The 24,990-nt window shown below is 59.4% G+C and carries 22 protein-coding genes and 1 riboswitch; of the genes, 20 read left to right on the top strand and 2 right to left on the bottom strand.

Annotated elements, in window-relative coordinates:
• Position 1: 1 nt before the first annotated feature.
• The 18 genes from topA to DWV57_RS09080 all read left to right on the top strand — a co-directional run bounded on the left by topA (position 2) and on the right by DWV57_RS09080 (position 20,232).
• Complete coding sequence (topA, locus tag DWV57_RS09165) at positions 2-2,086, top strand: type I DNA topoisomerase (RefSeq protein WP_097776545.1); 2,085 nt, start codon at positions 2-4, stop codon at positions 2,084-2,086.
• A gap of 12 nt (positions 2,087-2,098) precedes the next feature.
• The gene (gene trmFO, locus DWV57_RS09160) at positions 2,099-3,472 is read left to right on the top strand and encodes a methylenetetrahydrofolate--tRNA-(uracil(54)-C(5))-methyltransferase (FADH(2)-oxidizing) TrmFO (protein ID WP_120020596.1); all 1,374 of its coding nucleotides are present in this window, start codon (positions 2,099-2,101) and stop codon (positions 3,470-3,472) included.
• 15 nt (positions 3,473-3,487) lie between these two features.
• Positions 3,488-4,504: a phosphate acyltransferase PlsX gene (gene plsX, locus DWV57_RS09155; RefSeq protein ID WP_120020595.1), complete on the top strand. Its 1,017-nt coding sequence runs from the start codon at positions 3,488-3,490 to the stop codon at positions 4,502-4,504.
• A 181-nt stretch (positions 4,505-4,685) separates the two neighbouring features.
• Positions 4,686-5,360, top strand: a complete 675-nt coding sequence (gene rnc / locus DWV57_RS09150) for a ribonuclease III (protein ID WP_097776548.1) — start codon at positions 4,686-4,688, stop codon at positions 5,358-5,360.
• On the top strand, positions 5,361-8,918 hold the full coding sequence (gene smc, locus DWV57_RS09145) for a chromosome segregation protein SMC (protein WP_120020594.1): 3,558 nt from the start codon (positions 5,361-5,363) through the stop codon (positions 8,916-8,918).
• A gap of 31 nt (positions 8,919-8,949) precedes the next feature.
• Complete coding sequence (gene ftsY, locus DWV57_RS09140; protein ID WP_005944371.1) at positions 8,950-9,900, top strand: signal recognition particle-docking protein FtsY; 951 nt, start codon at positions 8,950-8,952, stop codon at positions 9,898-9,900.
• 13 nt (positions 9,901-9,913) lie between these two features.
• Positions 9,914-10,606: an RdgB/HAM1 family non-canonical purine NTP pyrophosphatase gene (gene rdgB, locus DWV57_RS09135; RefSeq protein WP_120020593.1), complete on the top strand. Its 693-nt coding sequence runs from the start codon at positions 9,914-9,916 to the stop codon at positions 10,604-10,606.
• Positions 10,607-10,928: 322 nt separating this feature from the next.
• Entirely contained in the window at positions 10,929-11,225 is a 297-nt protein-coding gene (locus tag DWV57_RS09130) for a YhbY family RNA-binding protein (protein ID WP_005944364.1), read from the top strand.
• A 2-nt stretch (positions 11,226-11,227) separates the two neighbouring features.
• Positions 11,228-11,911: a nicotinate (nicotinamide) nucleotide adenylyltransferase gene (nadD, locus tag DWV57_RS09125; RefSeq protein ID WP_120020592.1), complete on the top strand. Its 684-nt coding sequence runs from the start codon at positions 11,228-11,230 to the stop codon at positions 11,909-11,911.
• On the top strand, positions 11,862-12,440 hold the full coding sequence (yqeK, locus tag DWV57_RS09120; protein WP_005944360.1) for a bis(5'-nucleosyl)-tetraphosphatase (symmetrical) YqeK: 579 nt from the start codon (positions 11,862-11,864) through the stop codon (positions 12,438-12,440). The genes nadD and yqeK overlap by 50 nt, the downstream gene beginning before the upstream one ends.
• A 138-nt stretch (positions 12,441-12,578) precedes the next feature.
• Entirely contained in the window at positions 12,579-13,952 is a 1,374-nt protein-coding gene (locus DWV57_RS09115; RefSeq protein WP_243112329.1) for an LCP family protein, read from the top strand.
• Between the two features lie 22 nt (positions 13,953-13,974).
• Positions 13,975-14,358, top strand: a complete 384-nt coding sequence (gene rsfS / locus DWV57_RS09110) for a ribosome silencing factor (protein WP_118526312.1) — start codon at positions 13,975-13,977, stop codon at positions 14,356-14,358.
• Positions 14,359-14,454: 96 nt separating this feature from the next.
• Complete coding sequence (gene leuS, locus DWV57_RS09105) at positions 14,455-17,004, top strand: leucine--tRNA ligase (RefSeq protein WP_120020591.1); 2,550 nt, start codon at positions 14,455-14,457, stop codon at positions 17,002-17,004.
• Positions 17,005-17,225: 221 nt separating this feature from the next.
• Positions 17,226-17,402 carry a 30S ribosomal protein S21 gene (gene rpsU, locus DWV57_RS09100; protein ID WP_005928271.1) on the top strand — a complete coding sequence of 59 codons (177 nt, stop codon included), beginning with the start codon at positions 17,226-17,228 and terminating at the stop codon, positions 17,400-17,402.
• 108 nt (positions 17,403-17,510) lie between these two features.
• Positions 17,511-18,014, top strand: a complete 504-nt coding sequence (locus DWV57_RS09095) for a YqeG family HAD IIIA-type phosphatase (protein ID WP_118526308.1) — start codon at positions 17,511-17,513, stop codon at positions 18,012-18,014.
• Positions 18,011-18,877, top strand: a complete 867-nt coding sequence (locus DWV57_RS09090) for a TIM barrel protein (protein ID WP_118526306.1) — start codon at positions 18,011-18,013, stop codon at positions 18,875-18,877. The genes DWV57_RS09095 and DWV57_RS09090 overlap by 4 nt, the downstream gene beginning before the upstream one ends.
• 119 nt (positions 18,878-18,996) lie before the next feature.
• Entirely contained in the window at positions 18,997-19,554 is a 558-nt protein-coding gene (gene efp / locus DWV57_RS09085; RefSeq protein ID WP_005928281.1) for an elongation factor P, read from the top strand.
• A gap of 87 nt (positions 19,555-19,641) precedes the next feature.
• Positions 19,642-20,232: a CD1247 N-terminal domain-containing protein gene (locus DWV57_RS09080; protein WP_118526304.1), complete on the top strand. Its 591-nt coding sequence runs from the start codon at positions 19,642-19,644 to the stop codon at positions 20,230-20,232.
• Between the two features lie 42 nt (positions 20,233-20,274).
• Here DWV57_RS09080 and DWV57_RS09075 read toward each other — a convergent pair whose 3' ends face one another.
• Positions 20,275-20,559 carry a hypothetical protein gene (locus tag DWV57_RS09075; protein WP_118526302.1) on the bottom strand — a complete coding sequence of 95 codons (285 nt, stop codon included), beginning with the start codon at positions 20,557-20,559 and terminating at the stop codon, positions 20,275-20,277.
• 240 nt (positions 20,560-20,799) lie between these two features.
• Between DWV57_RS09075 and DWV57_RS09070 the strand changes: the two genes are divergently transcribed.
• On the top strand, positions 20,800-21,702 hold the full coding sequence (locus DWV57_RS09070; RefSeq protein WP_120020590.1) for a GDSL-type esterase/lipase family protein: 903 nt from the start codon (positions 20,800-20,802) through the stop codon (positions 21,700-21,702).
• Positions 21,703-21,753: 51 nt separating this feature from the next.
• On the opposite strand, the gene DWV57_RS09065 is transcribed toward DWV57_RS09070, so the two are convergent.
• Positions 21,754-23,415 carry a formate--tetrahydrofolate ligase gene (locus DWV57_RS09065; protein WP_120020589.1) on the bottom strand — a complete coding sequence of 554 codons (1,662 nt, stop codon included), beginning with the start codon at positions 23,413-23,415 and terminating at the stop codon, positions 21,754-21,756.
• Between the two features lie 166 nt (positions 23,416-23,581).
• Positions 23,582-23,668: riboswitch (ZMP/ZTP riboswitch) on the bottom strand.
• Positions 23,669-23,802: 134 nt separating this feature from the next.
• On the opposite strand from DWV57_RS09065, the gene DWV57_RS09060 reads away from it, so the two are divergent.
• Positions 23,803-24,954 (top strand): cysteine desulfurase family protein, encoded by a 1,152-nt coding sequence (locus tag DWV57_RS09060; RefSeq protein ID WP_120020588.1) that lies wholly within the window; start codon positions 23,803-23,805, stop codon positions 24,952-24,954.
• The last annotated feature ends 36 nt before the right edge of the window (positions 24,955-24,990 follow it).

Below are 24,990 nucleotides of genomic sequence, written 5' to 3'. Positions count from 1 at the left end.
AATGGCGAAACTGGTTATCGTGGAGTCGCCTGCTAAGGCGAAAACCATTGGCAAGTATCTGGGCGATGATTACGAGGTCACCGCAAGCATGGGCCATATCCGTGACCTGCCCGCTTCCCAGCTGGGCATCGATGTGGAGCACGGCTATGCCCCACAGTACATCAGCATCAAAGGCAAGGAAAAGCTCATCAAGGAATTGAAGAGCAAGGCCAAACACGCAGACGGCGTGCTGCTGGCAACCGACCCGGACCGTGAGGGCGAAGCCATCAGCTGGCATCTGGCAAACATTCTGGGGCTGGACCCCCACGAGCCGAACCGCGTGACCTTTGACGAGATCACCAAAAAGGGCGTGAAGGAGGGCATGGCCCATCCCCGCGCCATCGACGAAGATCTGTTCAACGCACAGCAGGCCCGCCGTGTACTGGACCGTCTGGTGGGCTACAAGCTCAGCCCGTTCCTCTGGCGCAAGGTGCGCCGGGGACTTTCCGCAGGCCGCGTGCAGAGCGTGGCCGTGCGCCTGATCGATGACCGCGAAAAGGAGATCGAGAGCTTCAAGCCCGACGAATACTGGAATGTGGATGCCACCCTCGGCGCAGGCCACAAGAGTTTTACCGCCCGGCTGGCCACCGATGCCAGCGGCAAAAAGCTGCTGCCCAAAAACGAAGCCGAGGCCCGCGCCATTGAAAAGGGTCTGGAAGGGGCCGAGTACGTGGTGGCAGAGCTGAAAAAGGGCAAGCGGGCAAAGCAGCCCACTCCGGCTTTTATCACCAGTACCCTGCAGCAGGAGGCATCCCGCCGCTTGGGCTTTACGGCCACCCGCACGATGCGCGCTGCCCAGACCCTGTACGAAGGCGTGGACATTGCGGGCCACGGCACCATGGGTCTGATCACCTACATGCGTACCGACAGCCTGCGCATCTCGGATGAAGCCGTTGCCGCCGCAAAGGAATATATCGCAGGGGCCTACGGTGAAGCCTATATCTGCCCCTACAAGCGCACATGGAAGACCAAGAGCGCCACTGCCGCACAGGATGCCCACGAGGCCATCCGCCCCTCGGTGCCGTCCCTGACACCGGACGAGGTGGACAAGAGCATCAGCGGCGACACAGCAAAGCTCTACCGCATGATCTGGAGCCGCTTCATGGCCAGCCAGATGGCAGACTGCCAGCAGGACACCGTGTCCGTCACGGTCAGCGCGGCGGACTACCGTTTCAAGGCCAGCGGCTATACCGTTACCTTTGACGGCTTCACCGTCCTGTACGAGGAAGCCACCGACGAAAAGGAAAAGAAGGAGACCGCCCTGCCCCCGCTGGAACAGGGTCAGGTGCTGAAGCTGCGCGACCTGAAGAGCGAGCAGAAGTTCACCCAGCCGCCCGCCCGCTACACTGAAGCGACCCTCATCAAGGCACTGGAAGAAAACGGCATCGGTCGTCCTTCCACCTACGCACCCATTATCACCACCATCATCGACCGCGGCTATGTGGAGCGCGACCAGAAAAAGCTCAAGCCCACCCTGCTGGGCCGGGCTGTGGATGGGCTGATGCTGGAGCAGTTCCCCCACATCGTGGATGTGGACTTCTCCGCCCAGATGGAAAAGAATCTGGATAAGATCGAGAGCGGCAAGGCTGACTGGCACAAGACGGTGGACGACTTCTATCAGGGCTTTGCGGCAAGCCTCGAGCAGGCCGAAAAGAACATGGAAGGCAAAAAGGTAAAGGTGCCGGACGAGCCTTCCAGTGAGGTGTGCGACCTGTGCGGCCGGCCCATGGTCATCAAGGTGGGCAAGTACGGCAAGTTCCTGGCCTGCAGCGGCTTCCCGGAGTGCCGGGGCACCAAGCGGCTGGTCAAGGATACCGGCGGCATCTGCCCCAAGTGCGGCAAGGGCCGTATGCTGGAGCGCAAAAGCTCCAAGGGCCGCATCTATTATGGCTGCGAGCGCTACCCGGACTGCGACTTTATGACATGGGACATGCCGGTGCCCACCAAGTGCCCCAAGTGCGGCAGCACCATGTTCCGCAAAGGCTCCAAGCTGTATTGCGCAAAGGAAGGCTGCGGCTACGAGATGCCGGTGCCGAAAAAGGACTAAAAGGATAAAACTATGAACTATCAAGTAACCGTGCTGGGCGCTGGTCTTGCGGGCTGTGAAGCCGCCCTCTGGCTGGCTGGCAAGGGCGTGCAGGTAGACCTGTACGAACAGAAGCCCGTGCATTTTTCGCCCGCACACAAAAGCGCAGGCTTTGCAGAGCTGATCTGCTCCAATAGCCTGAAAGCCGAACGGCTGGACTCTGCTTCCGGCCTGCTGAAGGAAGAAATGCGCCGGATGGGCAGCCAGCTGCTCAACGCCGCCGAGACGGCCCGCGTGGCCGCTGGCGGTGCGCTGGCGGTGGACCGCGACGCATTCAGCGCCGAAGTGACCCGCATGGTGGAAAGCTGTGAGAATATCACCGTCCACCGGGAGCAGGTGGAGCACATTGATGAGACTGCCCCCGTTCTGGTGGCCACCGGTCCCCTGACCGACGGCGCACTGGCCGATGAGATCGGGGCCTTGACCGGTGACGAGCGGCTGCACTTCTACGATGCCGTGGCCCCCATCGTCACCGCTGAAAGTCTGGACTACAACAAGGTGTTTGCCGCCTCCCGCTATGACCGGGGCGAGGCCGACTACCTGAACTGCCCTTTCAACAAGGAAGAGTACGAGAAATTCCACGCGGCTCTCGCTTCGGCAGAGCGTGCCCCGCTGCACGACTTTGACACCGGGGCCGAGCAGTCTGCTCAGCCCGACCCGGATGCCCACGGCAAAAAGGCCGACACCGTCACGGTCTACGAGGGCTGTATGCCCATCGAGATCATGGCCGCCCGGGGTGCCGACACCATGCGCTTCGGCCCGCTGCGCCCGGTGGGCCTTGTGAATCCCAACACCGGCCACCGTCCGTGGGCCAATGTACAGCTGCGGGCCGAAAATAAGGAACGCACCCTGTACAACATCGTGGGCTTCCAGACCAACCTCAAGTGGGGCGAACAGAAGCGGGTGTTCAGCATGATCCCCGGGCTGGAAAATGCCGAGTTCGTGCGGTACGGTGTCATGCACCGCAACACCTTCCTCGATGCGCCCCGGGTGCTCAGCGCCCAGCTGTGCCTGAAAGAACACCCCAATGTGTTCTTTGCGGGCCAGATCACCGGCTTTGAGGGCTATATGGAAAGCGCTGCCTGCGGCCTGCTGGCGGCCCGCAGCCTGTATGCCCGGCTGGAAGGAAAGGAACTGCCCGCCCCGCCTGCCGACACCATGTGCGGCGCACTGGTGCAGTACCTGACTACCGAGAACAAGCACTTCCAGCCCATGGGCGCGAATATGGGCATCCTTCCTCCGCTGCCGGAGGAGAGCCGCCCGCGGGACAAGCGCCTGCGTTACATGGCACAGGCCCAGCGCGCTGTTGCCAGCTTCCAGTACTGGCTGGATGAAACTTCTCTTTAAGAAGGGAGAAAAGCTATGAAGATTATCGTGGATATGATGGGCGGCGACAACGCCCCTCTGGCTGTGCTGGAGGGTGCCGCACAGGCCGTGAAAGAGTACGGCATCACCGTCGTCGGTGTGGGCGACGAAGCTCTGGTGCGCAGAACCGCACAGGAAAACAGCATCCCGCTGGACGGCATTGAGCTGGTGAACTGCACCGAGGTCATCGACATGTGCGATGAGCCTGCCCGCGCCATCCGCCAGAAGAAGGATTCCTCCATCGTGGTGGGCTTGAACATGCTGAAAGACGGCAAGGGCGATGCCTTTGTTTCCGCCGGCAGCACCGGTGCGCTGCATGTGGGCGCAAGTCTCATCGTGCGCACCCTCAAGGGTGTCAAGCGCCCGGCTCTGGCTACCATGGTGCCCGCCAAAAAGCAGGCTTATCTGCTGCTGGACTGTGGTGCCAATGTGGAGTGCCGCCCCGAGATGCTGGCGGCGTTCGCTGTCATGGGCAGCTGCTATGTGAACAAGGTGGAAGGCCGCTGCAGCCCCAGCGTGGCGCTGGCCAACAACGGTGCGGAGGAGAGCAAGGGCACCCCCATGCTCAAGGAAGCACACCAGCTGCTGAAAACCACCCCCGGCGTCCGCTTTGTGGGCAACATCGAGCCCCGCGATGTGCCGGGTGGCGAGGTGGACGTGGTGGTGTGCGATGGCTTCACCGGCAATGTGATCCTCAAGCTGACCGAGGGCGTGGCGAAAATGCTGCTGGGCATGCTGAAACAAATGTTCCTCGCAAACCTCGGCGGCAAGCTGGCCTATCTGCTGCTCAAGGGCAGCGTAGCAGACCTGAAGCACCAGATGGACAGCGAGGAGTACGGCGGCGCACCTTTCCTGGGGGCCAAGCAGCCGGTCATCAAGGCCCACGGCTCTTCCAAGGCCAAGGGAATCAAGAACGCCATCCGTCAGGCAAAGATCTGCGTGGAGAACGATCTGTGCGGCACCATGCAGTCTGCGCTGGACGAGCTGGCTGCGGCACAGAAAACTGAGGAATAAGGGAAGCGGGCTTGCCCTCTCCGTCATTGCTTTGCAATGCCACCTCTCCCAGAGTGAGAGGCTTTGGCAGTTCGTGCAGACTGCATCGATTTGCCAAGGGCTCCCCCTTTGGGGGAGCTGGCGAACGGACGTGAGCCTGAGAGGGCGAGGATGCTGACCATCAATAAGGGAGCTAAAACATATGAGCCATCAGTTGGAAACAATTATTGGTTATAAGTTCAAAAACCCGGAGCTGCTGGAGATCGCGCTCACCCATACCAGCTATGCCAACGAGAGCCGCACCCCGGTCAAGCACAACGAGCGGCTGGAATTTCTGGGCGACAGCGTGCTGCAGATCGTCTCGGCAGATTATCTGTTCCACGCCTATGCCGACCGGCCGGAGGGCGATCTGACCCGCATCCGCGCCAGCCTTGTCAGCGAGGGGGCCCTGTTCCAGTTCGCGCAGGAGATCGATCTGGGCGAATACCTGCGCCTTGGCCGCGGCGAAGAGCGCTGCGGCGGACGCAACCGCCCCAGCGTTGTGTCCGATGCGTTTGAAGCGCTGATCGCGGCTTTGTATCTGGATGGCGGCATGGATGTGGCCCGCAGCTTTATCCTGCCCTTTATCACCGAGGGCAAGCACGCCGAGGCCGACTACAAGACCCGCCTGCAGGAGATCGTGCAGCAGAACCCGGAAGAGCGGTTGAGCTATGTAGTAGAAAGCGAGTCCGGCCCAGATCACGACAAGCATTTCGTGGTGGCTGTGCGGTTCAACTCTGACCGCGTGGCCCGTGGCGAAGGCCGCAGCAAAAAGGCCGCTGAGCAGTGCGCCGCAAAAGAAGCGCTCAAGCTGCTGGGCGTGATAAAGGAAAAGTAAATGGTATTCAAGGAACTGGAGATCCAGGGCTTCAAGAGCTTTCCCGATAAAGTTAAAATTCGGTTCGACGCAGGCGTTACCGGTGTGGTGGGTCCCAACGGCTCCGGCAAGTCGAACCTTTCGGACGCGGTGCGCTGGGTGCTGGGCGAGACCAGCTCCCGCCAGCTGCGCGCGGCAGGCAAGATGGAGGACGTGATCTTCGGCGGCACCCGGCGGCGCGGAGCCATGGGCTTTGCGCAGGTGCGGCTGACGCTGGATAACGCAGACCACACCTTTGATGTGGATGCGGACGAAGTGACCATTGGCCGCAAATATTACCGCTCTGGCGACAGCGAGTATACCATCAACGGGCAGGTGTGCCGGTTGAAGGATGTGTACGAACTTTTGCTGGATACCGGCATTGGCCGCGACGGCTACTCGGTGATCGGGCAGGGCCGCATTGCGGAGATCGTGGCCGCAAAAAGCAGTGAGCGCCGCGAGATCTTTGAGGAAGCCTGCGGCATTGCCAAGTACCGCTACCGCAAGACCGAGGCGGAACGCCGCCTTGCTGCGGCGGGCGAAAACCTTGAACGCCTGCGGGACATCCTTGGCGAGCTGGAAAGCCGGGTAGGCCCGCTGGAAAAAGAGAGCGCCAAGGCAGAAAAGTTCCTCGAGTTGGCCGCACAGCGCAAAACGCTGGAAGTGACCCTGTGGACCGACGGTGTGCACCGCGCGCGCGAAGCCGTGCGCCAGCAGGTGCGGGACTACGAGACAGCACAGGCCGACTACGAGCGCTTTGACCGGGAGACGAAAGCCGCCGAGCAGGAGGCTGAGGAGATCCGGATGCAGGCACAGCAGCTTACGGTTGCTGTTGAGCGCCTGAATGGGGATATCCGCAGCATCACCGAGCAGATCAGCGGGTCGGAAAGCCGCATCGCTGTGCTGGAAAACGACATCCTCCGAAACGAGGAGAGCGCCGCATCCCTGCAGGAAGAGATTAGCGCCGGGGAACAGGACAGCACCGAGGCACAGGCCGCCTTGCAGCGTCACCGGGCCGTGGCAAAGACCATGGAAGCGGAGGGCGAAAAGCTGGCGGCAGAGATCGAAGCGTTGAACGCGGAGATCGCACGTCTGACCGATGCCAGCAGTGCCAGCGGTGCCCGCAAGGATACCCTGAAAGCAGAACTTGCCGGCCTGACAGCCCGGCGCACCGAAGCACAGGTGGCGCAGGCCGCTGCCGAAGCTGCCGGGGAAACAGCCCGCCAGCGCCTGCCTGCCCTTGAGCAGAGCGTGCAGGAAAGCACCGCCCAGCGGGACGAAGCAAAGCAGGATCTGGACGACACCATCAAGTATCGCCGGATGCTGGAAGAAAACGAGAAGCAGCTGGAAAATGTCCGTTCCGGCGTGGAACTCAAGCTGAAAGGCCGCAAGGCTGCGCTGGACGATGCCGACGCAGCAGAGCAGCGCCTTGGCCGTGAGCTGGATGCGGCCCGCCAGCGCCTTTCCGTGCTGCGGGAACTGGAAAAGAACATGGACGGCTACCAAAACTCGGTCAAGGCCGTCATGCGTGCTGCCGGTGCACGCCGCCTGCGGGGCATCATCGGGCCGGTGTCTGCCATCTTAAAGGTGGAGCCGGGCTGTGAAGTGGCTGTGGAAACGGCTCTGGGCGGTGCGCTGCAGAACATCGTGGTAGAGAACGAAGCCGCTGCCAAAGCGGCCATTGCCATGCTGCGCAATGACAATGCGGGCCGCGCCACCTTCCTGCCGCTGGATACCGTCCAGCCCGGCGTGTTCCGTGGCCGACTCTCCGGTACGGCACGGCTTGCCTCCAGTCTGGTGCAGGCCGACCGCCGGTATGAGAACATCGTATCCAACCTGCTGGGCCGCATCATCGTGGTGGACGACATCAACGAAGCTTCTCGCGCGGCGCGGGACAACGGCTTTCGCAGCAAGGTCGTGACCATGGATGGTCAGGTGATCAATGCAGGCGGCAGCTTTACCGGCGGCAGCGTCCAGCGCAGCGCGGGCCTGTTCACCCGCAAGCAGGAGATGGAAGAGCTGCGGGTGAAAGCGGCCAAGCTACAAAAAGACTGCCTTGCTGCACAGGAAAAGACCGACCGCTGCAAAGAGCAGGTGGACGCTTTGCAGGCGGAGCTGACCGCCACGGAAAGTGAGCAGCTCACAGCCGCCAACGACAAAGTGCGCGCCGAAGCAGAGCAGAAGCGGCTGGAAGCTGCTGCCGCCCAGCTGGAAACGGCCCGCAGCAACGGCCAGCAGCAGATCGACGCTTTGCAGGCGGCCCTGACAGAGAGCCGCGGCAAAGCAGAGGAAGCTGCCAGCCTGCAGGCCCGGCTGACGGCAAAGATCGACCAGCTGACGGCGGAGATGAACCGAATTGCCGAAGGCGACGACAACTTTGTGGCCCAGCAGACAGAACTGAGCCAAAAGCTCAGCGCAAAGCGGCTGGAACAGGTGACCCGCCAGAAGGATGCAGAGCTGGCCTACAGCCAGATCGCGGCGCTGGAACAGCGGGCACAGGATGCCGCTGCCCGCCGCGCCACGCTGGAAGAAAGCCTTGCGGCACTGGCACAGCGCAGCGAGAGCTGCCGGGCAGAAATTGCGGCCATCCGGCAGGCAAAGTCCGACAGCCAGACCGAGATCGCCCAAAAAGAAAAGGCAATCCGGGAAGCCACCGAACAGCGGCTGGAACGCCAGCAGGCTGAAACAGCGGCACTGAGCCGGGCGCGCACTTCCTCCGACAGCCGCGAGGAAATGGGGCGCGAGATGGCCCGCCTTGCAGAGCGCAAGGCCGCTGCCGAGACCGAGTACGACCAGACCGTGGCAAAGCTGTGGGATGAATACCAGCTCTCGGTCAGTCAGGCAGAGAACCTTTGCGTGGAGTTTGAAAGCCTGACGGCCCTGCGCGCACAGGTGGCCGACCTGCGCGGCAAAATTCGCGCCCTTGGCAGCGTGAATGTGAGCGCCATCGAGGAATACAAGGAGGTCAAGGCCCGCTACGATGCCCTGATGCATCAGGTGACCGATGTGGAGGAAAGCCGCAATGAGCTGACCCGCATGATCTCCAAGCTTTCGGCACAGATGCGGGAGATCTTCTCCGACAGCTTCCGCGCCATCAACGAAAACTTTGGCCGTGTATTTACCGAGCTGTTCGGCGGCGGCGAAGCCAGCCTTGTGCTGGAGGATGAAAGCGATGTGCTCTCCTGCGGCATCGGCATCCGGGTGGCACCGCCGGGCAAGGTGATCAAGAATCTGGAAGCACTTTCCGGCGGCGAGCAGGCGCTGGTGGCCATCAGCATCTACTTTGCCATTCTGGCGGTCAACCCGGCCCCGTTCTGTATTCTGGACGAGATCGAAGCCGCTCTGGACGATGCCAATGTGGTGCGGTTTGCCCAGTACTTACGCCGGGTGAGCGACAAGACCCAGTTCATCGTCATCACCCACCGCCGCGGCACAATGGAAGCCGCGAATGTGCTTTACGGCGTTACCATGCAGGAGGACGGCGTGTCCAAGCTGCTCAAGCTTGATCTGGAACAGGTTGACGCAACGCTGGTTTCCTGATATATATTAAAGAAAAAGATAGGAGGACACCATGGGGTTCTTCGGATTTGGCAAGAAAAACAAAGAAAAAGAACAGGAAAAAATGAAAACGGGTCTGGAAAAGACCCGCACCGGTTTCTGGGGCAATATCCTCAACACCCTCACCGGTAGCGTCATCGACGATGATATGTACGATGATCTGGAAGAGCAGCTCATCCTTGCGGATGTGGGCGGCGAGGTGGCCGTGCGTCTGGTGGACAAGCTGCGCGACCGTGTGCACGAAAAGGGCCTGAAGACCGGCGAAGAGGCGGCGGATGCCCTGCGCGACATCATTGCCGAGGAAATGACACCGGATGCCGAGATGGATCTTTCCGGCAAGCCGGCCGTTATTCTGGTCATTGGCGTGAACGGCGTGGGCAAGACCACCAGCATTGCAAAGCTGGCCGATCACTACACCCGCGAGGGCAAAAAGGTGATGCTGGCCGCAGGCGATACCTTCCGTGCCGCAGCCAGCGAACAGCTGGAGATCTGGGCCGACCGCGCCGGTGTGCCCATCGTCAGCGCAGGCGAGGGCGCAGACCCGGCGGCTGTCATTTTCGACACCGTAAAGTCTGCCACCGCACGCGGCTATGACATGGTCATTGCCGACACCGCAGGCCGTCTGCACAACAAGGCAAACCTGATGGCAGAGCTTTCCAAGATCAGCCGCAGCGTCAAGAAGGCCAGCCCGGAAGCCAGCCTTGAAACGCTGCTGGTGCTGGATGCCATCACCGGCCAGAACGCCATCAGTCAGGCCAAGGAATTCTGCAAGGCTGCAGATGCTACCGGCATCATCCTGACCAAGCTGGACGGCACCGCCAAGGGCGGCTGCGTGGTGGCGGTCAAGCAGCGTCTGGGCCTGCCGGTGCGCTTCATCGGCGTGGGCGAGGGCATCGACGACCTGCTGCCCTTTACCCCGGAGGGCTTTGTGGAAGAGCTGCTCCCGCGCCAGTGGAAGCACTAAGGAGGGTCGCAGCATGAAAATTTGTGCAGCTACCGGCAACGCCGGAAAGCTCTGCGAACTGCGCCGCATTCTGGAAGCGCAGGGCCACGAGGTGGTCAGCCAGAAGCAGCTGGGCATCACCATCGAGCCGGAGGAGACCGGCACCACCTTTGCCGAGAACGCCCTCATCAAGGCTGAAACCATCTGCAAGGCATGCGGTCTGCCCACCATCGCCGATGACTCCGGCCTGTGCGTAGATGCGCTGGGCGGTGCGCCCGGCGTGTACAGCGCCCGCTACTGCGGCCGCCACGGCGACGACGAAGCCAACAACGACAAGCTTCTGGATGTCATGCAGGCTGTGCCTGCCGGGCAGCGGGGTGCAAAGTTCGTGTCCGCGGTGTGTTTCATCCTGCCGGATGGGCGGCATCTGACCTGTATGGGCGAGTGCCCGGGCAGCATCGCCTTTGAGCGGCTATGCGGGGACTACGGCTTTGGCTACGACCCGCTGTTCATCCCCACCGACTGCGGCGTGGGAAAGCACGATAAGTGCCCCAACACAGAGGGCCGCAGCTACGCCCAGCTGACCCCGGACGAAAAGGATGCCATCAGCCACCGCGGCAACGCGCTGGCAGCGCTGGAACAGCAGCTGCCGGGGTTTTTGAGTGCAGCCAAGGAAGAAGGCGTCATCGCACAGGTGTCTGGAAAAGTGGAGATCAGGCTGAAATGATTGTAAACCTGAAACGGGCTCGCCCTCTCCGCCTCACGTTGTTCGGCACCTCTCCCAAAGGGAGAGGCCTTGGCAAAACCACAAACTTTATCTCCTCGCCAGAGGCTCTCCCTTTGGGAGAGCTGGCGCGAAAGCGCCTGAGAGGGCGAGGACGCTGGCAGATACGCCCCATCCTGTGAAAAAGTAAAATTGAAAAATCCGCAGATTTTTCAATTTTACAAAAAATCATAGAAATTCCGCTGATATTGTCAGAGCGCAAGCGGAGACAATTTTAAATCGTTTCTTTATCGAAATATCAACCTCAAAATAAAGGAGAAAAACTATGCTGACAAGCAAACAGCGCGCCATTCTGCGCGGCAAGGCAAACACCATGGACCCCGTTTTCATCGTGGGTAAGGGCGAGATCGACGAGACCATGATCCAGGGCGTGAAGGACTGTCTGGATGCCCGTGAGCTCATCAAGCTCAAGGTGCTGGAAAACAGCATGTACAATGCCCGTGAAGCTTCGGTCAAGCTGGCTGAGGCCACCGGTGCCGACTGTGTACAGGTGATCGGCTCCAAGTTCGTGCTGTATCTGCAGAAGAAAAAGGACAGCGCCTACGCTGATCTGCTGAAGTAAAAATGAAAGTTCTTCTCTACGGCGGTACATTTGACCCGCCCCATAACGGCCACCTGAACAATCTGCGCGCTGCCGCTGCCCGCGTGCAACCGGATAAGGTGGTGGTGATGCCTGCCGGGCTTTCGCCCTTCAAGCAGAAGACCTCTGCGCCGGGCGCACTGCGGCTGGAAATGTGCAGCTGCTTCCATGCACTGGAAGAGGATGCGGACACGATCCCGCAGCTGGAGGTCAGCGGCTGGGAGATCGAGCAGGCCGCTGCCGGAAACCGCAACTATACGGTGCTCACGGTGGAAAAACTGGCCCGGGACTACCCCGGGGCACAGCTGTACCTTGCCATTGGTAGCGATATGCTGCTGAGCTTTGACGGCTGGCACCGCTGGCAGGATATCCTGCGCCTTGCCCATCTGGTGGTCACCAGCCGCCATGTGGGCGACGACCCCGAGCTGCACGCAAAGGCTCTCCGGCTGGACCCCACCGGGGCACGTATCCTGTTTGCACCGGTACAGGCGCTGCCCATGGCCAGCAGCGACATCCGCACCCGTCTGGCTGCAGGCGAAGGGTGTGAAGCTGAGCTGCCGGAGGCGGTGCGGGCGGTCATCCGCCGGGAGAAACTCTACAAAAAGGAAGTATCAGCCAATGAACCTCAAACAGGCAAAGGAGCTTGTGCGCGGCCGCTTGAGCGATAAGCGCTATGAGCATACCTTGAATGTGAAAAAAATGGCCGTCAAGCTGGCAAAGATCTACGGTGAGGACGAGGAGCGGGCCGCGCTGGCAGCCCTGCTGCACGACTCGGCCAAGGAGATCAGCAAGGATGAGATGCGCGAGATCCTGCGCGCTTACCCCCAGTATGCAGAGGGCGGCGAAGAGCGCCCGGCCCCGGTGTGGCACGGCGTGTGCGCCGCCATTCTGGCCCGCACCCAGTGGGGTGTGACCGACGAAGCGGTGCTTAGCGCTATTGCCTGCCACACGGCGGGCAAACCCGGCATGACCCGGCTTGACAAAATTTTGTATCTGGCCGATATGACCAGCGCGGAGCGGGACTGGCCCGGAGTGGAAAAGCTGCGCAAGCTGGAAAAAAAGAATCTGGATGCCGCCATGCTGGCCGCGCTGAAGCAGACCAACGATTTCGTGCTCTCGCAGGGAAAACCTCTGGACCCGATGTCCAAGGCGGCCTATGAGGATATCCTGGCCCGCAGCGGGAAGAATGAACGGTGAGAGCACAGCTGCTCTGAAACAAGCGGAAACAGAAAACGGATTGCAGATTTCGTCGGATAATGCTATACTTAAGAGCATGACAGGTCTGCAGGAACATTTTTTTGCAGGACCGCGAAAATCTGGAGGATACAAAAAAGCATGAGCCAGACGCCACGCCATATCAATACTTCGCGTTCTCTGAACCGGCCGGATCCGGCAGCAGCCGCACCGCGCCACGCTGCGTCCAGCACGGATGCAAAGCAGAGCACAGGCGGTGCACACAATGAGCCGCCGCGCCGCCCGGCACAGGGAGCAGGGCAGGAGCCGCCGCGCCGCCGCAAAAAGAAAAAGAAAATGCCCCTCTGGCTGCCTTTTGCAGTGGTCATGGCCATCATCGCGGTGATCTCCGGTGTGGTGGTGTACGGAGTCAGCCTTGTAAACAAGGTGGAGGACAGCATCCGCCCGGACGACAGCACCCCTACCATTGAGGAAGAGGTCAAGACAGCCGAGGAATACAAGGGCGATGTGGTGAACATTCTGGTCTGCGGCATCGACTATGAAGAGGGACGCAGTTATTCCAACGACCCCACTTCCAATGATGGCATGACCGATATGATCCTGTACGTGCAGTTCGACATCAAGAACGGTGCACTGCGGATGCTGCAGATCCCCCGCAACAGCCTTGTCACCACCAAGAACAAAAAAATCACCCTTTCCAATGGCAAGACCTACGCCGCCACGAATTATCAGATCAACTCGGTGGCAATCTCCAATGGCGGCAGCATCGCCGCTCTGGCCGATGTCATCTACGATCAGTTCCGGCTGCCCATCGATTACTATGTGACGGTGGACATGCAGGCACTGGTGGATATGGTGGATAACTTTGGCGGCATTGAGGTGTATATCCCCCACGATATGTCCTACGGCGGCAGCAAGCTGCTCAAGGGCTACCGCAATCTGGACGGTGCATCGGCAGAGTTCTTTGTGCGCTGCCGCCACGGCGACGGCTACGCCAATTCCGATATCGACCGCCTGAACATGCAGCGCTATTTCTATGCCGGCCTGTTCAAGCGTGCCCGCGCCATGGGCGTTACCGATATCCTGAACCAGCTGCCGCTGGTGTTCAAGAACTATATCAAGACGGATATGGACATTTCCACCATTGCAAAGCTGGTGGTGTCTTTCCTCAAGCTCGACAGCTCCAACATCATTCTGGCGCAGACACCGGTGTTCATGGGCGTGCCCAACGTGGGCAAGACCGACACCTTTGCCGGTTACTCCTGCGTGGTGCCGGATGCGGGTTCCATTGCAAACCTGCTCAACCAGTATTTCTGCACCTACACCGGCCCCATTGATGTGAGCGAAATGAACCTTGTCACCGACGAGTGGCCCCACGGCAGTGCATCCACCGATGCCAACGTGCAGTATATGGGCCGCATCGATAAGGAGTCGGACGATGCCATCCTGAGCGGCGATACAGACCTTGAAGGCGCTGTTACCACCGATGGTCAGGCGGCAGGCTCCGCAAACTGAAACTGACAGAAAGGAAAAACATATGGAGAACTTCAACGACAGCAAGGCGCTTGCCATTGAGATCGCAAAGATCCTGGATAAGAAAAAGGCCCACGATGTGCGCGTGCTCAAGGTGGAAAGCCTGACCGTGCTCACAGATTACTTCGTTATCGCGTCCGGCACCTCCACCACGCAGGTGGCGGCTCTGGCCGATGAGGTGGAGTACGAGCTTTCCCAGAAGGGTCTGGAGCCCTACAGCACGGAGGGTTACGACTCCAAGAACTGGGTGCTGTTGGATTATTCCAACGTCATCGTGCACGTATTCGTGCCCAACACCCGCACCTACTACGATCTGGAGCACCTGTGGGCAGACGGCGAACCCATTGATATTTCCGAGTACCTTACCCCGGATAGCACTGTCGAATAAGGCAGAACGGCCCTGCCTTTTGCGGCAGGCAGCCTGTAGCATAAATCATTCCAATTACGGTATATGCAAAAGTAAAGTCTGGAGCTGATTACAAACATGAAGTACGATTACAAGGCTGTTGAAGCCAAGTGGCAGAAGGTGTGGGAGGACGAAAAGACCTTCCATGTTGAGATCGACCACAAAAAACCCAAGTTCTATGCACTGGTCGAGTTCCCGTATCCGTCGGGTGCCGGCCTGCATGTAGGCCATCCCCGCAGCTACACCGCGCTGGACGTGGTCAGCCGCAAGCGCCGTCAGAACGGCTACAATGTGCTGTATCCCATGGGCTGGGACGCTTTTGGCCTGCCCACTGAGAACTTTGCCATGAAGAACCACATCCACCCGGCCATTGTTACCAAGAACAATGTGGACCACTTCCGCAGCCAGCTGAAGGCTTTGGGCTTCTCCTTTGACTGGGACCGCGAGATCAATACCACCGACCCCGAGTACTACAAGTGGACCCAGTGGATCTTCCTGCAGCTGTATAAGCATGGTCTGGCTTACAAGAAGGAAATGAACGTCAACTGGTGCACTGGCTGTAAGTGCGTGCTGGCCAACGAGGAAGTTGTCAACGGCGTGTGTGAGCGCTGCGGCAGCGAGGTCGTTCACCGCGTCAAGAGCCAGTGGATGCTCAAGATCACCGCTTATGCCGATAAGCTGATCGATGGTCTGGACGGTCTGGATTACATTGAGCGCGTTGCCACCCAGCAGAAGAACTGGATCGGCCGCAGCCACGGCGCAGAGGTCAACTTCGGCACCACCGCAGGCGATACCCTGACCGTGTACACCACCCGCTGTGACACCCTGTTTGGTGCCACCTACATGGTCGTTTCTCCGGAGCACGCTATGGTCAAGGAATGGCTGGACAAGGGCATCCTCAAGAATGCCGATGCCGTCAAGGCCTATCAGGCCGAGGCAGCCCGCAAAAGCGACTTTGAGCGCAGCGAGCTGAACAAGGAAAAGACCGGTGTCAAGCTGGAAGGCGTCATGGGCATCAACCCGGTCAATGATACCGAGATCCCCATCTTTATTTCGGATTACGTTCTGTCCACCTATGGCACCGGTGCCATCATGGCTGTGCCCGCTCACGATACCCGTGACTGGGAGTTTGCCAAGAAGTTCGGCCTGCCCATCATCGAGGTGGTCAAGGGCAATACCCCCTCTAATCTGGACGAAGCCGCTTTTACCGATGTGGCCACCGGCACGCTGGTCAACTCCGGCTTCCTGAACGGCCTGTCCGTCACCGATGCAAAGAAAAAGATGATCGACTGGCTGGAGGCAAACGGCAAGGGCTGCGATAAGGTCAACTACAAGCTGCGCGACTGGGTGTTCAGCCGTCAGCGTTACTGGGGCGAGCCCATCCCCATGGTCAAGTGTGAAAAGTGCGGCTGGCAGCCCCTGCCCGAGAGCAGCCTGCCTCTGACCCTGCCGGACATCACCGATTTTGAGCCGGGTCCGGACGGAGAATCTCCGCTGGCCCGCCACAAGGACTGGGTCAAGACTACCTGCCCCTGCTGCGGCGGCCCCGCTACCCGCGAGACTGACACCATGCCCCAGTGGGCCGGTTCTTCCTGGTACTTCCTGCGCTACATGGACCCCCACTGCAAGGATGCCATTGCTTCCAAGGAAGCTCTGGAATACTGGTCTCCGGTGGACTGGTACAACGGCGGCATGGAGCACACCACCCTGCATCTGCTGTACAGCCGTTTCTGGCATAAGTTCCTGTATGATATCGGCGCTGTGCCTTCTCCGGAACCCTACCAGAAGCGCACCGCTCACGGCATGATCCTGGGCCTGAACCCCCACAGCTTTGTCAACCTGCCCGCTGAGGAGCAGGATAAGCTGCTGAAGGAGTACGGCAGCCAGAAGGCCGCTGAAAAGGCTCTGGAAGAAAAGTACGGCGAAATGGCACGCCACCCCATCGTGAAGATGTCCAAGTCTCTGGGCAACGTCATCAATCCGGACGAGGTGGTGGACCAGTACGGTGCCGACACCATGCGTCTGTACGAGATGTTCATGGGCGACTTTGAGCAGGCTGCACCGTGGCAGACCTCTGCCATTGCAGGCTGCAACCGCTTCCTGGACCGCGTGTGGGCACTGTCCGACAAGCTGGTGGAGGGCGAGGGCTATCGTCCGCAGGTCGAGACCCTGATGCACCAGACCATCAAGAAGGTGGGCGCTGACATCGAGACCCTGAAGATGAACACCGCCATTGCCCAGCTCATGACGCTGGTGAATGCCCTGTACGACAACGGCGGCGCGACCAAGGCCGAGCTGGAGACCGTTGTTCAGCTGCTGAACCCGTTTGCTCCCCACATGACCGAAGAGCTGTGGGAGAAGCTGGGCCACAGCCACGATGAGCAGCTGGCTTACTACCCCTGGCCCAAGTACGAAGAGGCCAAGTGCGTGGAAAGCACAGTGGAGATCGCTGTGCAGGTGAACGGCAAGGTGAAGGCCCGCCTGAAGGTGGCTGCCGACATTGACGCTGCTGCCGCTATCGCCGCCGCCAAGGCTGACCCCGCTGTTGCTGCCGCTCTGGAAGGCAAGCAGCTGGTCAAGGAGATCTACGTCAAGGGCCGTCTGGTCAATCTGGCTGTCAAGGGCTAAACCAACCGATACCCTGCCGAAAGGCTGGATATACAACTACCCGCAGAGGCGGACTGGCGCATAAAACACCCGGGAACGTTTATTCAAAATCTTTTCAAAGATTTTGCGCAAAAAACTTTCAAAAAAAGGTTGACGAACCGGAGAAAATGCGCTATACTGTCTACTGTTAGTTACCATGTAACAACGAAATTCCTGCCTCACGGTCCAAGGGAGGGAATAAGATGTCGGAAATTCGTGTTAAAGAGGGCGAGTCGCTGGAAAGCGCACTGCGTCGCTTCAAGCGCAGCACCGCTCGCAGCGGTGTGCTCGCAGAGGTCCGTAAGCGCGAGGCTTACGAGAAGCCGTCTGTCAAGCGCAAGAAGAAGTCCGAAGCAGCCCGCAAGCGCAAGTTCAAGTAATTGATCACTTGAAGTCGCTGTTGCTTTAGATTTCATACGCGTTGCTAACGCCGATGTAGGGGAGCCTGTATTGCAGGTTCCCCTATTTTCATTGCAGGGAGAAATACTATGCTCATCACCCCCGAATACGTTTTCAAGGATGTCACCCACATCATGCCGGAATGGCTGGCGGAAAAAGGCATCACTGCGCTGGTGCTGGATATCGATAACACCCTCACCGCCGACCGCAGTCAGGAGCTGCCGGAAGAAGTGGCCGTGTGGCTGGACACTATGCGCAAGGCGGGTGTCAGGCTCACCATCGTGTCCAACGGTGCGGAAAAGCGGGTGCGGCCCTTTGCCCAGAAGCTGGGCCTTGCGTGTCTGTACCGCTCCGCAAAGCCGCTGCCCTTTGCTCTGATGGCGGCGCAGCACCGCATGGGCGTGAAGCGTCGTCAGATGGCGATGGTGGGCGACCAGCTCTATGCCGACCGCATGGCGGCAGCGCTGTACGGCATTCCGGGCCTGATGGTGGTGCCCCGCGGCCCGGACCTCGGTGCGCAGGTCATTCTCAAGCGTAAGTGGGAGAAAAAACACTGGCAGAAATACTATGACCGGGGAGGCAAGACCCTGTGAGCGATTGGAAGATCCGGTTCGGCACCGCAGGCACCAGCGACAGCTTTGCCGCCCAAGGCTACAAAAGCAGCTTGGATGTGCCGGAGTACACCGCAAAGATGGGACTGAACGCCTTCGAGTACCAGTGCGGGCGCGGCGTGCGTCTGGGGCTGGACAAGGCTGCAAAAATGGCCGCACTGGCCGGGCCAAAGGATATCCTGTTCAGCGTGCATGCACCGTATTATATCAGCATGTCCAGTCTGGAAGAGGAAAAGCGGCTCAACAGCATCCAGTATCTGCTGCAAAGTGCGGCGGTGTGCAAGGCGCTGGGTGGCAGACGCATCATCTTCCACTCCGGCAGCTGCGGCAAGCAGAGCCGGGAAGCGGCCCTTGAAAAAGCGCTGGATACCATGCGCCGTGCCGTGGAAGCGCTGGACGAAGCAGGCTTTGCCGATATGACTCTCTGCCCGGAAACCATGGGCAAGATCGGCCAGCTGGGCACACTGGACGAGGTGCTGGCGCTGTGCAGCGTGGATAAGCGCATTACGCCCTGCATCGACTTCGGCCACCTGAATGCCCGCACTCTGGGCGGCATCCGCTCAAAAGAGGACTACGCTGCCATCCTTGACCGCATGGCAGAAAAGCTGGGGGACCAACGGGCAGAACGGTTCCATGTACATTTTTCCCGCATCGAGTATTCGGCGGGCGGCGAAAAGCGCCACTGGACCTTTGCCGAGACCCAGTTCGGCCCTGAGCCGCAGCCGCTGATGGAACTGCTGGCTGAGCGGAAGCTGCAGCCGGTCATCATCTGCGAGAGCGCAGGCACGCAGGCTGAGGATGCCGGGGCTATGCAGCAGATGTACCATGCAGCGTGCAAAACGTAAAAAATTTTGTGTTTTTATCGTCTTTTTTGCCGAAACCCCTTGCCAAATGCAAACGGATTGGGTAAAATAAATAGAGATATGCGTTAAGCATTTGAGATTAAACTAATGGAGGAATTCCTATGATTTCTGCAGGCGAGTTTCGCAATGGCGTGACCTTTGAGCAGGACGGCCAGGTTCTTCAGGTCGTTGAGTTCCAGCACGTGAAGCCCGGCAAGGGCGCTGCCTTTGTCCGTACCAAGACCAAGAACGTAATCACCGGCTCTGTGGTTGAGACCAGCTACAACCCGACCGCAAAGTTCCCGCAGGCTTTCATCGAGCGCAAGGACGTGACCTATAGCTACGAGGATGGCGATCTGTACCACTTCATGGACAACGAGACCTACGATGACATCCCCGTCAACGCAGCCGATGTGCCCGATAACTTCAAGTTCTGCAAGGAGAACGAGCTGTGTAAGCTGCTGAGCTACAAGGGCAAGGTGTTCAGCGTCGAGATCCCCAACTTCATCGAGCTGGAAGTTACCCAGACCGAGCCGGGTGTCAAGGGCAACACTGCCACCAACACCCTGAAGCCCGCTACCGTCGAGACCGGTGCTGAGATTCGTGTGCCTCTGTTCATCAACGAGGGCGACCACATCCGCATCGATACCCGCACCGGCGAGTATATGGAGCGCGTCTAATCCCTTTAACGCCAAACCGGGCTGCGGGCAACCGTCTGCCCGGTTTTTTAAAACTCCGATTTTTCTTATTTTAAGGAGGGCATTCGTATGGAACTGAACAAAAAGGCAGCTTATCTGCAGGGTCTGGTCGATGGTCTGGGCATTGATGATACCACCAAAGAGGGCAAGATCATCAAGGCCATGAGCGCACTGCTGGGTGAAATGGCTGAGGTCATCGAGAGCGTGGACGAAGATCTTTCCCGCGCCTACGACCAGATCAACGACCTGAGCGATGAGCTGGAAGATCTGGAAGCAGATCTGTACGAGGAGGAGGACGAAGACGGCGAAAGCGAGGACGCTGAGGATGAGGACACCGATGGCGACGACGATGCCAAGGATGATGACATCGCCAGCGAGCCGTTCTATGAAGTGGCCTGCCCCAACTGCGGCGAGACCGTTTACGTCAGCGAGGATGATCTGGATGCAGGCGAAGCCAACTGCGCGCACTGCGGCGTGACCTTTGAGGTCGCTCTGGAAGGGGACGGCGAAGAGGATGCCGAGGATGGCCCCGTGCAGTACGAAGTGACCTGCCCGGACTGTGGCACCACCGCCGTGTTTGAGGAAGACGAACTGCTGGACGGCGCACCCAAGTGCCCGAACTGCGGCAAACCCCTCGACTTTGAGGTGACCGAAGAATAAGCAAAAAAGACCGCTGCACTCCGGTGCAGCGGTCTTTTTTGTTTACTGTGCGTTTGCCTTCTGCAGCCAGATGCTGCCGATGTCCAAAGCGTTGTACAGGCCGATCTTGGTGGTCTGACGCATCACGCGCTCCTGCGGAGCCTTGGTGGTGTCGGTAGAGAGCAGCATCAGGTGGACCTTGTCTGCAACCTGCTGGTCGCCCACAGGCTTGGTGGTCATGATCTGCAGATAGAGCACATATGGGTCGGTCATATTGCCGTAGTACAGCTCATTGTCCTTGCGGACGAGGGGCTTGCCTTTATAAGTCAGTTTTGGAGTAAATGCCATCGTGAAAGCCTCCCTATCAATAGTAGTTCAGTTCAGTATAACACATCTATGGTACAGGATGCAAGCTTTTGACCCGATAGAAGGCGGGCTTTTTGCACACAATGGCATGCCTGCGTGCAAAAGAATCTGCAATTTTAGGCACTCTAGCAGAAAACGGGTCTTGCCGGAATGCACAGATATGGTATACTATGAACGAGAAAGCCCGCAGCATAGCCCGGGCAGAAAAGTGAGGGAGACAGCATGGCAGACTATCAGGAATACCGGCGGCGCGTGCTGCGCAAACGCTGGCGCAGGCGGTTCATGGCGGCAGCTCTGCTGCTGCTGCTTTTGCTGGTGGGAGCCATCGGGATGTTGTGGAAGAGCCTGCACCGGGAACAGCGGCCCTCCGGCGTTGGGCAGAACACCATCCTGCAGGAGGTAACACAGGATAATACTTGGAACACGGCCTCCTACGCGGTGGCGCGGCAGCTCACGGTGCAGACGCTTGCAGACAGCGCGGCCACTGCGCTGGATTTCCGTATGGCGGCGCTGCCAAAGAGCAGCACGGCTGTGGGCAAGGAATGGTTCAATGACGTGAGCTTTGTGGGCGACAGCCTGACGCAGGGCATGCAGCTGTACGAAGAAGGAATGCAGAACGCCATGTTCTGTGCGTACAAGGGTGTTGGGCCGAACGTGATCGTCAACGGCACCACCTGCAAGCGCGCCGACGGCGTGGCTGAGGTGCCGCTGGAAGCGTTGACCGCCCAGCAGCCCAGAACTATTTATGTTCTGTTGGGCACCAACGTGCTGGGCCGCGATACCGATTATAGCAGCTTTCTGACCTATTACCGGCTGATGCTGGACATGCTGAGTCAGACACTGCCAAATGCAAAGATCTATGTGCAGTCCATTACGCCGGTGCGGCCGGAAGTATGCCAGAAGTCCGGCCATGAGGGCTTGAACCGCGACCGCCTGTGCCAGATCAACAATGAGCTGGCAGCCATTGCGCTGGAAAAGAACTGCTATTTTCTCAACCTGTGGGAAGTGCTGGCAGATGAAAACGGCGACCTGATCGAAAGCTACGCCCAGCCGGACGGCTACCATCTGAGACCCGCCGGGTATGCCGCATGGACGGATTATCTGTGCAACCACACAGAAGGATAAAAAATAAGAGGTTCGTTCACTGAGCGAACCTCTTATTTTTTTACTTGAAACTTAGAACAGGCCGGTGATCTTGCCGTCGGCATCCACATCGATGCCAACAGCGGCGGGCTTTTTGGGCAGGCCCGGCATGGTCATGATATTGCCGCAGATGACCACCACAAAGCCTGCACCGGCAGCAAGGCGCACCTCGCGCACCTCCATGGTAAAGCCGGTGGGGGCACCGGTGAGCTTGGCATTGTCGCTGAAGCTGTACTGGGTCTTGGCGATGCACACGGGCAGGTTCCCGTAACCCATCTCAGTCAGCTCGGCCAGTGTCTTGCTGGCGGCGGCGCTGTAGTTCACACCGTCGGCCCGGTAAATTTTGGTGGCGATGGCGTTGATCTTGTCCTTCAAGGGCATTTCCAGCGGGTAGGTGTACTGGATGGGACGATCCTCCAGCACCTCCAGCACCTTCTCGGCCAGAGCTTTGCCGCCCTCGCCGCCCTTGGCGAATACCTCGCTCAGCACGCAGGGAACACCCTGCTCGGCGCACACCTGCTCCACATAGGCCTGCTCTTCGGCGGTATCGGTGGGGAAGGCATTGATGGCGACCACCACCGGCAGGCCGAAGCCATTTTTCAGGTTGTCGATGTGGCGGATGAGGTTGGATGCACCGGCCTTGACGGCTTCGAGGTTGGGCTGGCTCAGGTCGGCCTTTGCCACGCCGCCGTGGCTCTTGAGGGCACGCACAGTGGCCACCAGCACGCAGGCAGAGGGAGCGATACCGGCGTAGCGGCACTTGATATCCAAAAACTTCTCTGCGCCCAGATCGGCACCAAAGCCTGCTTCGGTGATGGTATAGTCGGCCAGAGAAAGGCTCAGCTTGGTAGCCAGCACGCTGTTGCAGCCGTGGGCGATGTTGGCAAAGGGACCGCCGTGGATGATGGCGGGGTTGTTTTCCAGCGTCTGCACAAGGTTCGGGTCCAGCGCGTCCTTCAGCAGGGCGGTCATGGCACCGGCAGCACCGATCTCACCGGCAGTGACGGGCTTGCCGTCGTAGGTGTAGGCGCATACGATCTTGGAAAGACGCTCCTTCAGATCGGAAATGCTGGTGGCAAGGCAGAAAATTGCCATCACCTCGCTGGCAACGGTGATATCAAAGCCGTCCTCGCGGGGGGTGCCGTTCACCTTGCCGCCCAGACCGTCCACGATGAACCGCAGCTGGCGGTCGTTCATGTCCATGCAGCGCTTCCATGTGATGCGGCGGGGGTCGATGTTCAGCGGGTTGCCCTGCTGGATGCTGTTATCGATCATGGCAGCCAGCAGGTTGTTGGCCGTGCCAATGGCGTGCAGGTCGCCGGTGAAGTGCAGGTTGATATCCTCCATGGGCACCACCTGTGCGTAGCCGCCGCCGGCTGCGCCGCCCTTGATGCCGAATACGGGGCCGAGGGACGGCTCACGCAGGCAGAGCATGGTCTTTTTGCCCAGAGCGTTCATGGCATCGGCCAGACCCACGCTGGTGGTGGTCTTGCCCTCGCCCGCCGGGGTGGGGCTGATGGCAGTGACAAGGATCAGCTTGCCCTGCTTTTTGGCATCGTGGATCAGGCGGTGATCGATCTTGGCCTTGTAGCGGCCATAGGGGATCACGTGCTCATCGGAAAGGCCCAGCTGGGCGGCGATCTCGGTGATGGGTCTCATTTTGGCTTCCTGTGCGATCTCGATATCGGTTTTCATCAGACATCCTCCTTGACAAACCCTCTCAGTCTGTTCACTTCGTTCACAGCCAGCTCCCCCGAAGGGGGAGCTTTTCACAGCGGAAATCTCGCCCGGCGGGAGAAATGGAGTTGCGCAGCGATGACGGAAAGGAATGAAAAAAGGGCAGCTTTGCGCAGCAATTGCGCAAGGCTGCCCAGACGGTCGGCATTGACTCTCCCGCCATCCCTGCACTGTGGTGCTCCACAAGGTTCCGTCAGCAGAGATACGGTCTCTATGCAGTAAAGATAGCACAATGCCGGGGTGTTTGTCAAGGAAAAACAGCACCAAATATTTTGCGTTCTACAGCCTGTTGTGGTATACTTATCATGGTTTACTATGAAAATTTAGAAAGCAGGAATCCCTTTTATGCTGCAAAACCCTGAATTGCATTATCTGGATAACGCCGCTACCACCATGGTGGCTCCCGAGGTGGCGGATGTCATCGACAAGGCCATGCGGGAACACTGGGCAAACCCGTCCAGCCTGTATGGCCCCGGGGCCAGAAGTGAAGAAGCGCTGAACGCCGCCCGTGCCGCTGTGGCCCGTACACTGGGCTGCAAGCCAAAGGAGCTGTACTTTACCTCCTGCGGCAGCGAGAGCAACAATCTGGCCCTGCTGGGCGCGGTGCGCACCCGCACTTTCGGCAAGGGCATCGTGGTGTCCGGCTTTGAGCACCCAAGCGTCCAGCGCCCGCTGGAAGAGCTGGCGAAGCAGGGCTACAATGTCACGGCGGTCAAGCCCCGCCCGGACGGCACATTGAATATCAACGAAATGCTGGAGCATGTGGACAAGAACACCATCCTCGTGGCCTGCATGATGGTGAACAACGAGGTGGGCACCCGCAACGATGTGGAACGCCTTGCCGCTGAGGTCAAGCGCCGCAACAGCCGCACCATTGTCCATGTGGACGCAGTGCAGGCGTGGATGCGTGTGCCCATCAAGCTGACGAACATCGACACCCTGTCGGTGAGCGGCCACAAGATCCACGCTCCAAAGGGCATTGGCGCGCTGTATCTTTCTGACCGTCTGGTGCAGGCGTTCCGGCCGCCGTACCTCGGCGGTGAGCAGGAGCGCGGCCTGCGCCCGGGCACCGAAAACCTGCCCTACGCCATGGGTCTTGCCGCAGCCGCCACCCGTCTTGCCAAGACCATGAAGAGCCGTGACACCGCTATGAAGGCTCTGAACCAGCGTCTGCGGGACGGCCTGAAAGCTTTCCCGGAGGTAGAGCTCAACAGCCCGGAGAACGCGGTGCCCGAGGTGCTGAACTTCAGTGAGATGTGCATCAAGAGCGAGACCATGCTGGCATGGCTGGCCGAAGCGCAGGTGTATGTTTCCTCGGCAAGTGCCTGCGGCCGCGGCCAGCCCAGCCACACGCTGGCAGCCATGGGCAAAGACCCGCTTGCCATCGACACGGCCATCCGCGTGTCCTTCTGCGGCGACAACACCCCGGAGGATGTGGACGCTTTCCTCAACCGCTTTGAGGACGGTATGAAGCATCTGCAGAAGATCAGAAAGTGAAAAATAACAAATCCTACGATCAGGAGATACAACATT

Source organism: Faecalibacterium sp. AF10-46 (assembly GCF_003604105.1).
GTDB classification, from domain to species: Bacteria; Bacillota; Clostridia; order Oscillospirales; family Ruminococcaceae; genus Faecalibacterium; species Faecalibacterium taiwanense.
This window is presented reverse-complemented; position numbering and strand designations above follow the sequence as displayed.